Source organism: Oerskovia paurometabola, from assembly GCF_016907365.1.
GTDB lineage: Bacteria > Actinomycetota > Actinomycetes > Actinomycetales > Cellulomonadaceae > Oerskovia > Oerskovia paurometabola.
In genome coordinates, this window is record NZ_JAFBBV010000001.1 from 4,094,459 (window position 1) to 4,107,076 (window position 12,618).

16 protein-coding genes are annotated in these 12,618 nt (G+C 73.0%); 9 read left to right on the plus strand and 7 right to left on the minus strand.

The genetic code is table 11. The annotated features are described in order from the left end of the window. Positions 1-2: 2 nt before the first annotated feature. Complete coding sequence (gene ptsP / locus JOD48_RS18270) at positions 3-1,676, minus strand: phosphoenolpyruvate--protein phosphotransferase (RefSeq protein WP_204810014.1); 1,674 nt, start codon at positions 1,674-1,676, stop codon at positions 3-5. Further along, a complete protein-coding gene (locus tag JOD48_RS18275) occupies positions 1,673-3,133 on the minus strand; it encodes a PTS transporter subunit EIIC (RefSeq protein WP_191790218.1) in 1,461 nt (486 codons plus the stop codon). Before JOD48_RS18275 ends, ptsP begins: the two co-directional genes overlap by 4 nt. Before the next feature lie 233 nt (positions 3,134-3,366). Here JOD48_RS18275 and JOD48_RS18280 point away from each other — a divergent pair, with 233 nt between their 5' ends. The 5 genes from JOD48_RS18280 to JOD48_RS18300 all read left to right on the plus strand — a co-directional run bounded on the left by JOD48_RS18280 (position 3,367) and on the right by JOD48_RS18300 (position 5,710). Beyond that, a complete protein-coding gene (locus tag JOD48_RS18280; protein WP_191790217.1) occupies positions 3,367-4,179 on the plus strand; it encodes a GntR family transcriptional regulator in 813 nt (270 codons plus the stop codon). A gap of 61 nt (positions 4,180-4,240) precedes the next feature. Further along, positions 4,241-4,486 (plus strand): PTS sugar transporter subunit IIB, encoded by a 246-nt coding sequence (locus JOD48_RS18285; protein ID WP_056644676.1) that lies wholly within the window; start codon positions 4,241-4,243, stop codon positions 4,484-4,486. Positions 4,487-4,550: 64 nt separating this feature from the next. Further along, entirely contained in the window at positions 4,551-4,781 is a 231-nt protein-coding gene (locus JOD48_RS18290; protein WP_138822375.1) for a PTS sugar transporter subunit IIB, read from the plus strand. Next, positions 4,778-5,245, plus strand: coding sequence for a PTS sugar transporter subunit IIA (locus tag JOD48_RS18295; RefSeq protein WP_204810015.1), 468 nt, complete (start codon positions 4,778-4,780; stop codon positions 5,243-5,245). Before JOD48_RS18290 ends, JOD48_RS18295 begins: the two co-directional genes overlap by 4 nt. 207 nt (positions 5,246-5,452) lie before the next feature. After that, positions 5,453-5,710: a hypothetical protein gene (locus tag JOD48_RS18300; protein ID WP_191790215.1), complete on the plus strand. Its 258-nt coding sequence runs from the start codon at positions 5,453-5,455 to the stop codon at positions 5,708-5,710. Between the two features lie 88 nt (positions 5,711-5,798). On the opposite strand, the gene JOD48_RS18305 is transcribed toward JOD48_RS18300, so the two are convergent. From JOD48_RS18305 to JOD48_RS18315, 3 genes are all read right to left on the minus strand, one after another. Further along, a complete protein-coding gene (locus tag JOD48_RS18305) occupies positions 5,799-7,922 on the minus strand; it encodes an NHL domain-containing thioredoxin family protein (RefSeq protein ID WP_204810016.1) in 2,124 nt (707 codons plus the stop codon). Between the two features lie 81 nt (positions 7,923-8,003). Then, a complete protein-coding gene (locus JOD48_RS18310; RefSeq protein ID WP_191790213.1) occupies positions 8,004-8,273 on the minus strand; it encodes a hypothetical protein in 270 nt (89 codons plus the stop codon). 41 nt (positions 8,274-8,314) lie between these two features. Next, on the minus strand, positions 8,315-9,355 hold the full coding sequence (locus JOD48_RS18315; protein ID WP_204810017.1) for a chymotrypsin family serine protease: 1,041 nt from the start codon (positions 9,353-9,355) through the stop codon (positions 8,315-8,317). A 196-nt stretch (positions 9,356-9,551) separates the two neighbouring features. Between JOD48_RS18315 and JOD48_RS18320 the strand changes: the two genes are divergently transcribed. Both JOD48_RS18320 and JOD48_RS18325 read left to right on the plus strand, forming a co-directional pair. Next, positions 9,552-9,776: a hypothetical protein gene (locus tag JOD48_RS18320; protein ID WP_191790211.1), complete on the plus strand. Its 225-nt coding sequence runs from the start codon at positions 9,552-9,554 to the stop codon at positions 9,774-9,776. 4 nt (positions 9,777-9,780) lie between these two features. Beyond that, a complete protein-coding gene (locus JOD48_RS18325; protein ID WP_191790210.1) occupies positions 9,781-10,155 on the plus strand; it encodes a PH domain-containing protein in 375 nt (124 codons plus the stop codon). 10 nt (positions 10,156-10,165) lie between these two features. Here the strand turns inward: JOD48_RS18325 and JOD48_RS18330 are convergent, their stop codons facing one another. After that, on the minus strand, positions 10,166-10,624 hold the full coding sequence (locus JOD48_RS18330) for a YbaK/EbsC family protein (RefSeq protein ID WP_191790209.1): 459 nt from the start codon (positions 10,622-10,624) through the stop codon (positions 10,166-10,168). Positions 10,625-10,694: 70 nt separating this feature from the next. Further along, complete coding sequence (locus JOD48_RS18335; RefSeq protein ID WP_204810018.1) at positions 10,695-11,477, minus strand: helix-turn-helix transcriptional regulator; 783 nt, start codon at positions 11,475-11,477, stop codon at positions 10,695-10,697. A 102-nt stretch (positions 11,478-11,579) separates the two neighbouring features. Here JOD48_RS18335 and JOD48_RS18340 point away from each other — a divergent pair, with 102 nt between their 5' ends. Beyond that, positions 11,580-12,314 (plus strand): alpha/beta fold hydrolase, encoded by a 735-nt coding sequence (locus JOD48_RS18340; protein WP_204810019.1) that lies wholly within the window; start codon positions 11,580-11,582, stop codon positions 12,312-12,314. 110 nt (positions 12,315-12,424) lie between these two features. Continuing rightward, positions 12,425-12,613 carry a hypothetical protein gene (locus JOD48_RS18345; protein WP_191790206.1) on the plus strand — a complete coding sequence of 63 codons (189 nt, stop codon included), beginning with the start codon at positions 12,425-12,427 and terminating at the stop codon, positions 12,611-12,613. The last annotated feature ends 5 nt before the right edge of the window (positions 12,614-12,618 follow it).

Here is a 12,618-nt window from a genome sequence, read left to right on the forward strand (position 1 = left end):
GGCTACAGCCCCAGCTCCTCCAGCACGGGCAGCTGCGCACGGACCGCGTCGCGGGCGGCCGACGCGGTCGGCGAGGCCACCGCGATCTTCGCGAGCGCCGCGCACTGCTCGGAGGTCGTCGCCGCGAGGACGGCCGCGACGTCGCCGAGCGCGCGCGGCGTCATCGACAACGACGTGACCCCGAGGCCCACGAGGACCGGCGCCAGGGCCGGGTCGGCCGCAGCCTCCCCGCAGACGCCGACCGGGCGGCCGTGCTCGGCCCCGCCCGCGCACGCGGCACCGACGAGTGAGAGCACCGCGGGCTGCCACGGCGTCGAGAGCGCGGCGAGGTCCGCCGTCTCCCGGTCCGCGGCCATCGTGTACTGGGTCAGGTCGTTCGTGCCGATGCTCGCGAAGTCGACCTGCTCCAGGACCCAGCGCGACTGGATGGCCGCGGCGGGGACCTCGATCATGACGCCCGCGGTCGCCAGACCCCGCTCACGGCAGGCTGCCGCGAACTCCTGGGCCTCGTCCGGGGTCGCGACCATGGGGGCCATGACCCATACGTCGGCCTCCTCGGCGGCAGCGGCCTGGGCGATCGCGTCGAGCTGGCGCGCCAGGACCTCGGGGTGGCGCACCGCGGTGCGCAGCCCACGGACGCCGAGCGCGGGGTTGGGCTCGTCGTCGGCCGTGACGAACGGCAGGGGCTTGTCGGCGCCCGCGTCGAGCGTGCGGACGACGACCTTGCGGCCCCCGAACGCGCTCAGCACGGCCCGGTACGCCGCGACCTGCTCGTCGACACCGGGCTCCTCGGTGCGTCCCAGGAAGCAGAACTCGGTCCGGAACAGACCGACCCCCTCCGCGCCTGCGGCCACCGCGGCCTCGGCCCCGGCCGGGTCCGCGACGTTGGCGAGGAGCTGGACCCGCACGCCGTCGGCCGTCCTGCCCTGGCCGTCGAACGCACGCGGACCGCGCGGGCGGTCGAGCACACGGGCGACGTCCTCGGGCGACGGGTCGCGCTCGACCGTGCCCTGCGAACCGTCGACCAGCACGGTCTCGCCGTCCGCGAGCTCGGTGGCTCGGGGCGCCGCGACGACAGCCGGGATCCCGAGCGAGCGGGCCAGGATCGCGGTGTGCGACGTCGGGCCTCCTCCGCTCGTCACGATCGCGAGGACCCGCGCGGGGTCGAGGGTCGCGGTGTCGGCGGGCGCGAGGTCGGTCGCGACGAGCACGAACGGGTGGTCGAGGTCCGGGACACCCGGCGCCCGGCGGCCCGTGAGAGCCGCGACGATGCGCTCGCGCACGTCACGGACGTCGTGCGCGCGCTCGGCCATCATGCCGCCGAGCGACTCGAGGCGGGCCGCGAGATCACCGGCCGCCTCCCACACGGCCCGCTCGGGGACGGTCCGCTCGTCGCGGACCTTGCGGGCGGACTCCTTGGACAGCGTGGTGTCGGCGGCCATGGCGGCCGTGACCGTGAGGACCTCGACGGCGGTGCCGGTCGCCCTCGCGGCGCGTGCCGCGAGGTCCGCCTGGACGCTGCGGACCGCGTCGTCGATCGCGGCGACCGCCGCCTCGACGTCCGCGTCCGGCCCGAGAGTCGCCGCGGCGGGCTCGGGCACGGGGGCCGGCATCGTCACGACGACACCGGCCCCCCGCCCGGGGCTGACGCCCACACCGTCGAGGACGGAGGTCACCTGCCGCCTCCGCCGTCGGCCTTCGCCCCGGAGCCTCGGGCATCGAGCTCCGCGGGAGACAGGTCGGCCTCGGCCGCCTTCTTCTCCTCGGCGACCAGGACCGGGTCTGCGGTCGGGTCGGCGCCCACGGCCGAGTCGTCGTCCTCGCGGCCCGGCGTGCGCAGGTTCCACTTGGTGATGACCCACCGGAACAGGAAGTAGTAGATCACCGCGTACCCGAGGCCGATCACGATGATCCACAGGGGCATCGTCGCGATGCGGAAGTTCAGGATGTAGTCGATCGCACCGGCCGAGAACCCGAAGCCGGACTTGATCCCCAGGGCGTTGACAAGGGCGAGCGAGGTGCCCGTGAGGACGGCGTGGATCGCGTACAGCGGGTAGGCGACGTACACGAACGCGAACTCGAGGGGCTCGGTCACGCCGGTGACGAACGCGACGAGCGCGGCCGAGCCCATGATGCCGCCGATGAGCTTGCGGTTCTTGGGCTTCGACGTGTGGATGATCGCGAGCGCGGCCGCCGGGAGGGCGAACATGAAGATCGGGAAGAAGCCCGTCATGAAGGTGCCGGCCGTGGGGTCGCCGTGCAGGAAGCGCGCGATGTCGCCGTGCCAGACGGCGCCGCTCGCGTCGGTGTAGCTGCCGAACTGGAACCAGGGCAGCGAGTTGAGCAGGTGGTGCAGGCCGATCGGGACGAGCAGGCGGTTGGCCGTGCCGTAGACGAAGGCCCCGAGGACCGTGGAGCCTGTGACCCAGTCACCGATGGCCGTGAAGCCCGCGTCGAACCAGGGGTAGATGAGCGCGCCGATCACGGCGATGATGACTGCGGCACCCGCGGTGACGATCGGCACGAAGCGGCGGCCACCGAAGAAGGCCAGGTAGGGCGGCAGCTTGATGCGGCTGTACTTCTGGAACATGATCGCGGCGGTCAGACCGATGACGATGCCGCCGAGGACGCCGTAGTTGATGAGCTTCTGCTCCGGCCCGCCCGTGATGGCCGCCGTGACCAGGTCGAGGAAGTTCCCGTCCTGCGCCGCGGTGATGGCGTCGGGGTCGGCCCCGGCCAGCCATGCGGCCGGGGTGTCGGGCTTGCCGAGCACGTACGGCGAGAGCGCGTCGCTCACGCCCTTGAAGACCAGGTACCCGATGACGGCGGCCAGGCCGGTCGAGCCGTCGGCCTTCTTGGCGTAGCCGACCGCGACACCGACCGCGAAGAGCAGCGCGAGGTTCGCGAACAGCGCGTTGCCGGCGGACGCGAACACGTCGGCGACGGGCTGCAGCCAGGGGAAGGTGCCCGCGGCGCCGTCGGCACCGAGCATGTCGGCCTGACCGAGGCGCAGCAGCAGTGCTGCGGCGGGCAGGGAGGCGATGGGCAGCATGAGGGATCGACCGACCCTCTGCAGCTGGGCGAAGCCGGGAATCCCCTTCTTCACCTTGGGTGTTTCGGCCACGGACGTCATGTTCACTCCTCGTTGATCGGGTGCATCCGAGGCCGTCGGACCGCACCGCTTGAACTGGGAACTGCCTTGATCACGACGCCGGCCCGGACTCTGGAGCGCGTCGTTGCTGTAACCCGAGCCATCACCACCGTCTGTGGTGGGATAGTTGTCTGGACCACTTGCGGACAGAGTGGTCTAGACATCATGATGTGTCAAGCCCCGGCAACTCCGGGGCGACCGAGAGCGAGGAACACGTGGCAGCGACGACGCAGGCCAGAGCACCTAAAGGCGGGCACAAGCACCAGATCGTGCGCGCCTACCTCAGCGACCTGATCGCGAACGAGCTGACCATCGGCGACGCCGTCCCCTCCGAGCGCGTGCTCACCGAGAAGTTCGGCGTCTCCCGCATGACGGTCCGCCAGGCCCTCGAGTCCCTCGTGGCCGACGGCGTCCTCCAGCGAGAGCAGGGCCGCGGCACGTTCGTCGCCCCGCAGCACACCGACTTCGAGATGCGCCTGACGACGTTCGGCGAGGAAGCACGACGTCTCGGTCTGGTGCCCAGCACCCAGGTCATCGACAGCGACACCCTCGCCGCGGGCCGGGTCGTCGCCGAGGCCCTCGGCATCGCTCCCGAGGACCGCGTGCACTACGTCGAGCGCCTGCGCTTCGCGGACGGCACGCCCATGGCCGTCGAGCGCGCGTGGGTGCCTGTGACGCTCGCCCCCGACCTGCTCGACAACGGTGTCCCCGACAGCCTGTACGGCGCACTGCGCGAGCGCGGCCACTCCCCGACCTGGGGCGAGGACACGATCATGGCGGCCGAGGCCAGCGCGGCCGAGCAGACGATCCTCGCCATGACGAGCGTCCGGGCCGTCCTGCGCGCGCACCGCAAGACCTACTCGGACGACGGCGCCTGCATGTACTCCCAGATGTGCTACCGGGGCGACCGGTACTCGGTCGTCGTCCCGCTCCGCGAGGCGCGGCCCACGATCGTCCCCCGGCCCGCCCCCGCACCGGAGCTCGAGGCCGAGCCCACCTCCGGGTCCGGCACGGCCGAGACCGCATGACCCCCACGACCGGCGCGACCGACGCCGTACCCACGACCCACGCACCAGAGAGGATGCAACGATGACTGCAGCCGATGCAGCACGGGCCGCCGCGATACTCGCCGGCCTCGGCGGGGTGAGCAACATCGAGGAGATCGACCCCTGCACCACCCGACTGCGGTCGCTCGTCAAGGACCCCAGCCTCGTCGACGTGGCCGCCCTGCGCGCCGCCGGCGCCTTCGGGGTCATGACGACGGGACGAGTGGTCCAGGTCGTCGTCGGCCCCCAGGTCGACACGATCGCCTCGGACCTCGCAGACCTCATGTGACCCCGTGCCCGCTGTCCGCGGGCACCTCGACGTACGTCCGCACCAGCACACGAAGGAGCACGACATGAGCAAGGCAGAGCAGATCCTCAAGGGCCTCGGCGGGGATGCGAACATCCTCGACCTCGAACCCTGCATCACGCGTCTGCGCGTGGAGGTCGAGGACCCGAGCCTGGTCGACGAGAAGACCCTCACGGGCGCCGGGGCCATCGCGGTCGTCCGGACGGGCAACGCGATCCAGGTGATCGTCGGCCCCGAGGCCGACAACCTCGCCTCGGACATCGAGGACCTCCGTTGACCGCAGCGCCCCTGACCGTCCTCTCCCCGGTCACCGGGACCGTCGTCGCCCTGTCGGACGTCGACGACCCGGTGTTCTCCGCGGGACTCGTCGGTCCGGGTACCGCGATCGCTCCCGACCCCGCCGAGGGCGGCCTCGTGTCGGCCCCGGTCAGCGGGACGGTCGTCAAGGTCCACCCGCACGCGTTCGTCATCAAGCACGACAGCGGCCAGGCCGTGCTGGTGCACCTGGGCATCAACACGGTCCAGCTCGCGGACGAGGGCTTCACGCTGCACGTCGCCCAGGGTGACGTGGTCCACCAGGGCACGACGCTGGTCACCTGGGACCCTGCCGCGATCGAGGAGGGTGGCCGCTCGGCCGTCTGCCCCGTCGTCGCGCTCGAGGGCAAGCCCGACGCCGTGACCCCGCTGGCCCCGGTCGGGACCTGGGTCGCGCGCGGCGAAGAGCTCCTGATCTGGGAGTGATGCTGGCGTCAGAACGAGCGTGACCTCGAGGTCACGCTCGTTCTGGCATGTCTGCGCCCGTGGCGCTGGACCGGCGGCCGAGCGGTCGCGCGCCTATAAATGGTGCGCGGTCCTTCCTTATGCCAGGCTCTGTGATCGACGCCACGTCCACAGGGGGCGAGCATGGTGTCACGATGCCTCGTGCATCACGACCCTTCAAGGAGAACGATGAAGTTCAAGAAGGCCATCGCCGTCATCGCCACGACCGCCGCACTGATGCTGGCAGCACCCACCGCCGCCAACGCCGCCGAGACCAAGACGTACACGAACACGGCCTCGAGCTGCCGTCTTCTCGTGGTCACCTGGGTCAACGCCGGGGGTGGCGGCCCGTTCAACTCGACCTATGCCGTCAACAGCGGCCAGTCCAAGACCTTCAGCACCGCGGGTCACATCCTGAGCCACAAGTGGACGCCGGGCTGCTTCTGACGTACTCATCCCCGGGGCCGGGCTTCGTCGCCGAAGCCCGGCCCTGGGCGTGTCCCCGTCCGATCTCAGCCTGTCCGACGGCGCGGGCTCACCCCCGGAGCGGGAGCGTCAGCACCCGATCGTCCGGGGAACCGTCCACGACCCGCACCGGCACGCCCCAGTCCTGCTGCGCGAGGTGGCAGGCAGGGAACACGTCGGGGTCGGGCGTCCCGTCGTCGAGCAGCGGCACGACGTCGCACGACGCGGCCTGGGCGGTCACGTGCAGCACGCCCTCGCCCACCGCAGGGTTCACGACGAGGGCTCGGACGAGGTCGGTCCCGGTCCCGGCGCCGTCGAGCAGCAGCTCGGGCGGCGTCGCGCTCACGGTCAGGCGCGTCGAGGGCCCGTACCGGTCGTCGAGCTTCTGCCCGGGTGCGGGCGAGAACGGCACGTCGAGCCGCAGTTCCCCGGCCACGACGTCGGTGACGGGTCGCTGCGTGCGGTGCGCGCCGCCGTCGAGCACCTCTCCCGCGAGCGTCGCCGGGAGCGCGACGCGCGTGATGCGGTGCGCGGCGGACTCCACGACGAGCAGGTCGACGCGCGCCCCCGCCGCGGTGGCCTCACCGGGAGCCCAGGGCTCCCCGTCCAGGAGCACGACGACGTCGCTCGGCTCCGCGAGGCCCGTCGCCAGGGTCGTCACCGTGGCCGGTGACGCGTCCACCCCGGTGTCCGCGGGGACGTAGCGACGGATCGCCCCGTTGTAGGTATCGGCGACGACCACGCTGCCGTCGGGCAGCGTCGCGACCCCGAGGGGGTGCTGGAGCATCGCCTGGTCGGCGGCCCCGTCGCGGTGCCCGAAGTCGAACAGCCCCTGCCCGACGGCGGTGCGCACCTCTCCCTGCGTCGTCCCGGCGACCGGGGTCACCACGCGCAGCGCCGACGTCTCCGAGTCCGCGACCCACACGCGCCGGTCCGGGCCGACGGCCAGCCCGGACGGCTGCGCGAACCAGGCGTCGACGAGCGGCCCGTCGAGCAGACCTTCGTTCATGGTGCCGCCGACGAGGTCGATCGATCCCTGCTCGCCGTCGAAGGCCCACAGCGAGTGGTTGCCCGCCATCGCGACGAGGAAGGCCCCCATCTGCTCGACCCAGGCCACGTCCCAGGGCGAGGACAGCTTCTGCAGCACCGCGCCGCCCGCGTTCTCGATCGTCGCGGGCAGGCCCGCGGGCCTGGGCTGCTCCGGCGTGTTCGCGCCGACGAGGACCGTGAGTCGCGACCCGAACGGACCGTCGACCTCGGCGAGCGTCCCACCGACCGGCGCACCACCGTCAGCGGCCGCGAGCACGTTGTCGACCGCCCCCACCATGTACTGCTGGCCGTTCCCCGCGACCGTCGTCACCCGGCCGTCCGCGAGGCGCACGCCGCGCAGCGCGTGGTTGACCGTGTCCGCGACCAGGACGTCGTAGCCGAGGTGGGCGCGCAGCTCGGTCGGGACCAGGCAGAGCCCGTTGGGCTCGCTGAACCGCGCCACGTCCGGCCCGCCGTCGACGAGCCCGCGCTCGCCCGAGCCGATGCGCCGGACGAGCGTCTCGCCGTCGGGCCCGAGCTCGGCGAGCGAGTGGTGCCCCGCGTCCGCGACCAGAAGGTTGCCTCCCGGGAGCGCGATCGCCTTGGCGGGGAAGCGCAGCGTGCCCGACGTCGGCGCGGGAGGCACGTAGACGTCGCCCGCCCCCGCGGCCACCGAGCGCAGCGTGCCCTTGGCGCGGTGCTCGGTCACGAGCTCGTCGACGAGCGCGGTGAGCGCCGACGCGTGCCCCTCGCCCGCCATCTGCGCGACGACGTAGCCCTCGGGGTCGATCACGACGAGCGTCGGCCAGGCCCGCGCGGTGTACGCGGACCAGGTGACGAGCTCGGGGTCGTCGAGGACGGGGTGGCGCACCTCGTAGCGCTCGACCGCGGCGGCGAGCGCGACCGGGTCTGCCTCGTGCTCGAACTTCGGCGAGTGGACGCCGATGATGACGAGGTCGTCGCGGCGCGCCTCCTCGAGCTCGCGCAGCTCGTCGAGGACGTGCAGGCAGTTGACGCAGCAGAACGTCCAGAAGTCGAGGACGACGACCCGCCCGCGCAGGTCCGCGAGCGAGACGTCACGGCCGCCGGTGTTGAGCCACCCCCGGCCGACGAGCTCGGAGGCGCGGACGCGGGGCAGGCGGGCGTGGGGGGTCGTGGAGGTCACCGGACCATTCTGCTCGCACGCCGGGCAGCGCTCGACCTCGCCCTGTCGGCAGCGGCTACCCACGGACGAGCAGTACGAGCCCTAGCCCGATCGGTCGATCCGCCCCGTGACGCGCACGACGACTGCGACGCCGTCGACCTCCTGCGGTACGTCGCCCGTCGCGGCGGCGTCGACGACGTTGACCTGGAGGCACCAGGTGTCGGCGGCCTCTGACCGTGCCTTCGCAGCACCGGAACGCCCGGCCGCGTCAGCCCCCTCGTGCCTCAGGCCGATCCCCGTCACGCCGTCCTGGCCCGCGAGGGCCTGCTTGAGCGCGGCCTTGGCCTCGCGGGCCTGCTCGATGCTCGCCACCGGTACCACCCTCCGACCGTCCGCCGCGGGTCGAGGCGGGCTCAGCGCGCGAGCCGGGCGTCGAGCGCGGCGAGGACGGTGTCGATCGGGTTGACGTACGTCAGCCCGGTCCCATTCTCTCCCCCGGTCTCCGACCCGGCAAAGAGCAGCCCGAGCGCGACGCCGTCCGCGCGGTACACGAGCGACCCCGAGTCGCCGCCGCGCGAGAACGGTCCGGTACCGGTCGACTCGACCTCGATCTGGTCGTCGAAGCGCAAGGCGCCGAGGTCCTCGCCGTAGCCGACCACGACGTCGTCGAGCTCGATCGCGGTGACACGCCCCGCGGTGACGGCGGTCGTCCGGCCGATCTTGCCGACCGTCTCGCCGCCGAGCGCGACGGCCGTGGTCGTGATGAGGCCCACGGGGTAGTCGAGGTCGACGTCGGGGTCGTCGAGCAGGGCGACCGCGGCGTCGACCGTCGCGGTCCGCCCGCGCGCGAGGGGCACGGTCGCGGCGAGGGTGCCCACCTGGTCGGCGGGGGCGCGTCCGCCGTCGGCGGGCCCGGGCTGCACGACGGCGTCCCCCACCTGCGCGCGCGGCGAGCCCGCGAGCACGTGGTAGTTGGACAGGGCGTGCAACGTGTCCCCGACGAGGACGAACGCGCCGAGCGTGCCTGCCGTGACGTCGACGTGCGCGATCGAGACCCCGGGGCGCAACGGCCGCACCCGGCCGGTCTCCCCCGCCGCCAAGGCGGTCACGACCGGCGGACGCGGGCCGGTGCCCGTCGACCGGGAGAGCGCACGGATCCGCCCCGTCCGGCGGACGTCCACGACCGGGCCCGCCTCGGACGCGACGCGTCGGGCGATGCTGCGCACGGCCGGGACCCCCAGGCGGTAGCGGACCGCGATGCCGTACCCGCCGCCCTCGCGCGGCGCCAGCCCGAGCGCGAGCGTGGGAGCCCACGCGTCCCGGCCGTCGGGTGCTTCCTGCTCTCCGTCACCGGCCGGCTGCGCCGCGCTCGCCGTCGCGTGCGTGCCCGCGGCGAGATCGCGCGCGAAGTCCGCGAGCTGGCTCTTGATCTCCCGTGCCTCGTCCCTGTCCATGCGTCGAGAGTGGCACGGTCCACCGACACGCACGTGACGAGCGTCACCGTGTCGCTGAGGCCGTTCGCTTCACAAAACAGACTGTCAGGAAAACTTCTTCCGTGAAGTCGCGTCATGAAGTCCGGGTTCGCCCCTCTTGAGAGGTGTACACAGTTTCTCCGCCGCGAGACCCGCGGCCCTCACCTTGAGAGTGATCATGCACCTCGACCACGCGTTCCGGCCCTCGACCGACGAGCTCCGTTGCGCCATCCTCTGGGCCCTCGACCACGACCGTGCCGCCCTCGTCGAGCACCGGGCCTACGCGCACCTCAACCTGCGCAGCCCGGTGCGCCGGGCCGCGGACGCCCGCCTCGTGCGCCGCTGGCTCGAGGCCTCGGCCGTGTCGTCCGTCATGACCAGCTCCCTGGCCATGGCAGCATGACCGCGTGATCGACTTCGACAACGCCTCGTTCGTCAAGCTCAGCCCCTGGGACCTGACGAGCGCCCAGAAGGACCTCCAGCAGATCCTGCACGCCGACGAGCAGGTCTACCTGGCCTTCAAGGGCATCCGTGACTCCGTGACGTTCACGAGCAAGCGCATCCTCGCGCTCAACGTCCAGGGCATGACGGGCAGGAAGAAGGACTTCACGACGCTGCCGTACAGCAAGATCCAGGCGTACTCGGTCGAGACCGCCGGGACGATCGACCTCGACTCCGAGCTCGTCCTGTGGTTCTCGGGGCTGGGCAGGGTCACGCTCGAGTTCGGGCGCGGCGTCGACATCTACACCGTGAACCGGCTCCTGGGCGACAAGGTCCTCTGACCTCCGCCGTCTACCGGCTGACGTCGACCCACTGCGCCCCGGCGAGCTCCGCGAGCCGTCCGGGCGTGATCGCGAACGCGCTCGTCGGGCTGCCCGCCGCCGGGTAGACCGTCTCGAAGCCCTGCAACGACACGTCGCAGTACACCGTCACGGGCCCGCTGTGCCCGAACGGCCCCACCCCGCCGATCGGCTGCCCCGTCAGAGCGGTCGCGCTCTCGGCGTCGAGCATGCGCGGCTTGGTCCCGAACGTCGCCTTGAACTTCGCGTTGTCGACCCGTGCGTCGCCCCGCGTCACGAGCAGGAAGCTGCGCTCGCCGTCGCGCAGCGCGAGCGTCTTCGCGATCTGCCCCGGCTCGACCCCGAGCGTCGCCGCGGCCATCTGGACCGTCGCGGTGTCCTCGCCCGTGTCGAGGACCGTGAGGTCGGGGGCCTGGGCGTCGAAGAAGGCGCGGGTGCGGTCGGTGCTCACGGCAGGTCTCCTCGGGGTCGGCAGGTGGCCATCATCGCGCGGACTCCTGGAACGCGAAACCCTCGACCGTTCAGGCGACGGGCACCGCGCCCGACGGCGGGGTCCCCACCTCCGCGACCGGCCGCGGCACGTACGTCTCGCCCGTGAGGTCCGCGCGCTCGACGCGGTCCAGGCGGAACCAGCGGACGGCGTCCCGGGACCGGCACCACGCGACGAGGTACCAGGCATCCTCCCTGTGCGCCAGGATCACGGGCTCGACCCGGCGGGCCGACTCGTGGCCCCGCGCGTCGCGGTACCGGATCGCGAGCACGAGCGACCGCGCGAGGGCCTGCTCGACCGCACGCAGGACCTGTAGGTGCACCCGGGCGCGCGGCACGGGTCCGCCTGTCGTGCCGTCGCCGTCGGTCGTCGCGCCGCCGGGCGGGGGGATCGTCCCGTCCGGGGCAGGCCGCGCCCCGGCACCCCGGTCGATCCACACCCTCGCCGCGAGGGCCGCCGCCCGCTCGCGCGCCTGCGGACCGAGCGCGTCCCAGACCTTGCCCTGCGCGGCCGCTGCGTCCACCGCGAACGGGCTGCCAGGTGGGAGGGCGGCGAGCGCGACCGCGACCGCGACCGCCTGCTGCGGCGTGAAGTTGACGGGTGGCAGGGACGCGGACGGGTCGAGCACGTAGCCGCCGCCCGGCCCGGCCTGCGCCCAGATCGGCAGGCCGGCCTGCTGGAGCGCCGAGACGTCGCGCTTGATCGTGCGCTCGCTCACCTCGAGCAGGCGTGCGAGCCGGGGTCCCGTGGTCCCGCCGGGCCCTGCGCGGCGCAGCTCCTCTGCCACGGCGTAGAGCCGCTCGGTCTTGTTCACGTGCCGCCTCCGTCGGGTCCGGGGCAGCGGACGCATCTCGCCCGGAACCCCTCGAACAATGGTGACAGACAGGTGTCACCAGCGCCCCGGCAGGCTGGGGGCATGACCACCACACAGCACAGCGAAGACCAGCAGGTCCACGTCGTCCTCGTCCCGGGCTTCTGGCTCGGGGCGTGGGCGTGGGACGACGTCGTCCCCCACCTCGAGGCCGCGGGCCTCGTACCGCACGCCGTGACGCTCCCCGGGCTCGACGACGTCGCGACCGACCGCAGCCACCTCACCCGCGAGGACCACGTCCAGGCCGTGCGCGACGTGATCGCGCCCCTCGACGGGGACGTCGTGCTCGTGGGGCACAGCGGCGGGGGGCCCGTGATCCACGAGGTCGTCGACCGCGACCCCGCGCGCATCCGTCGCACGATCCACGTCGACACGGGGCCGCTGGTCGACGGCGCGTCGCTCTCCCCGGACCTGCCCGCGGGGACGGTCGAGGTCCCCCTGCCCTCGTGGGACGAGCTCGCGGCCGCGGGGTCGAGCCTCGACGGGATCGACGAGGCCGGGCTCGCCCGGTTCCGCGCACGGGCCGTCCCCCACCCGGGCGGCGTCGCCGGCGGCCGGGTGCACGTGAGCGACCCCGGGCGGCTCGACGTCCCGGCGACCGCGATCTGCACGAGCCTGCCCTCGGAGGTGCTGAAGCAGATGGCGCACCCCGGGCCGCCCCTGCACACCGAGCTCGGCGAGCTCGACGTCACGTACGTCGACCTCCCGACCGGGCACTGGCCCATGTTCTCGCGGCCCGCCGACCTCGCGGCCGAGATCGTCCGGGCGGCGAGGGCGTAGTCCCGAGCCGTTCCGGGGCCGAGCCGTCCCACCGGGTGCAGCACCGCCGAACGGGTGCATCCTGGAAGGAAGGGGTTCCGCCCGGAGCTCCCCGCTCAGGGAGGAACGTCATGTCCGGTCTCACGCTCGCCGCCAGCGTCGACGCCGCGGTCTACGTGCCCACGGGGTCGGGCCCCGCGAACTGGTTCCTGCTCTTCGGCATCGTGCTCGTCGCGTCCATCATCGTGTTCATGGTCGTCGAGCTGGTCCGTGCCGCGCACGACCGGCGCCTCCCGCCGCACCGGCGCCTGTCGCACTGACCGCG

Excerpts from the sequence above, each read along its gene's own strand:
- JOD48_RS18285 (WP_056644676.1), top strand. The coding sequence starts at position 4,241 with ATGACTGCAGCCGATGCAGCACGGGCCGCCGCGATACTCGCCGGCCTC.
- JOD48_RS18275 (WP_191790218.1), bottom strand. The coding sequence starts at position 3,133 with ATGACGTCCGTGGCCGAAACACCCAAGGTGAAGAAGGGGATTCCCGGC.
- JOD48_RS18315 (WP_204810017.1), bottom strand. The coding sequence starts at position 9,355 with ATGGACAGGGACGAGGCACGGGAGATCAAGAGCCAGCTCGCGGACTTC.
- JOD48_RS18290 (WP_138822375.1), top strand. The coding sequence starts at position 4,551 with ATGAGCAAGGCAGAGCAGATCCTCAAGGGCCTCGGCGGGGATGCGAAC.
- JOD48_RS18340 (WP_204810019.1), top strand. The coding sequence starts at position 11,580 with ATGACCACCACACAGCACAGCGAAGACCAGCAGGTCCACGTCGTCCTC.
- JOD48_RS18320 (WP_191790211.1), top strand. The coding sequence starts at position 9,552 with ATGCACCTCGACCACGCGTTCCGGCCCTCGACCGACGAGCTCCGTTGC.
- JOD48_RS18300 (WP_191790215.1), top strand. The coding sequence starts at position 5,453 with ATGAAGTTCAAGAAGGCCATCGCCGTCATCGCCACGACCGCCGCACTG.
- JOD48_RS18345 (WP_191790206.1), top strand. The coding sequence starts at position 12,425 with ATGTCCGGTCTCACGCTCGCCGCCAGCGTCGACGCCGCGGTCTACGTG.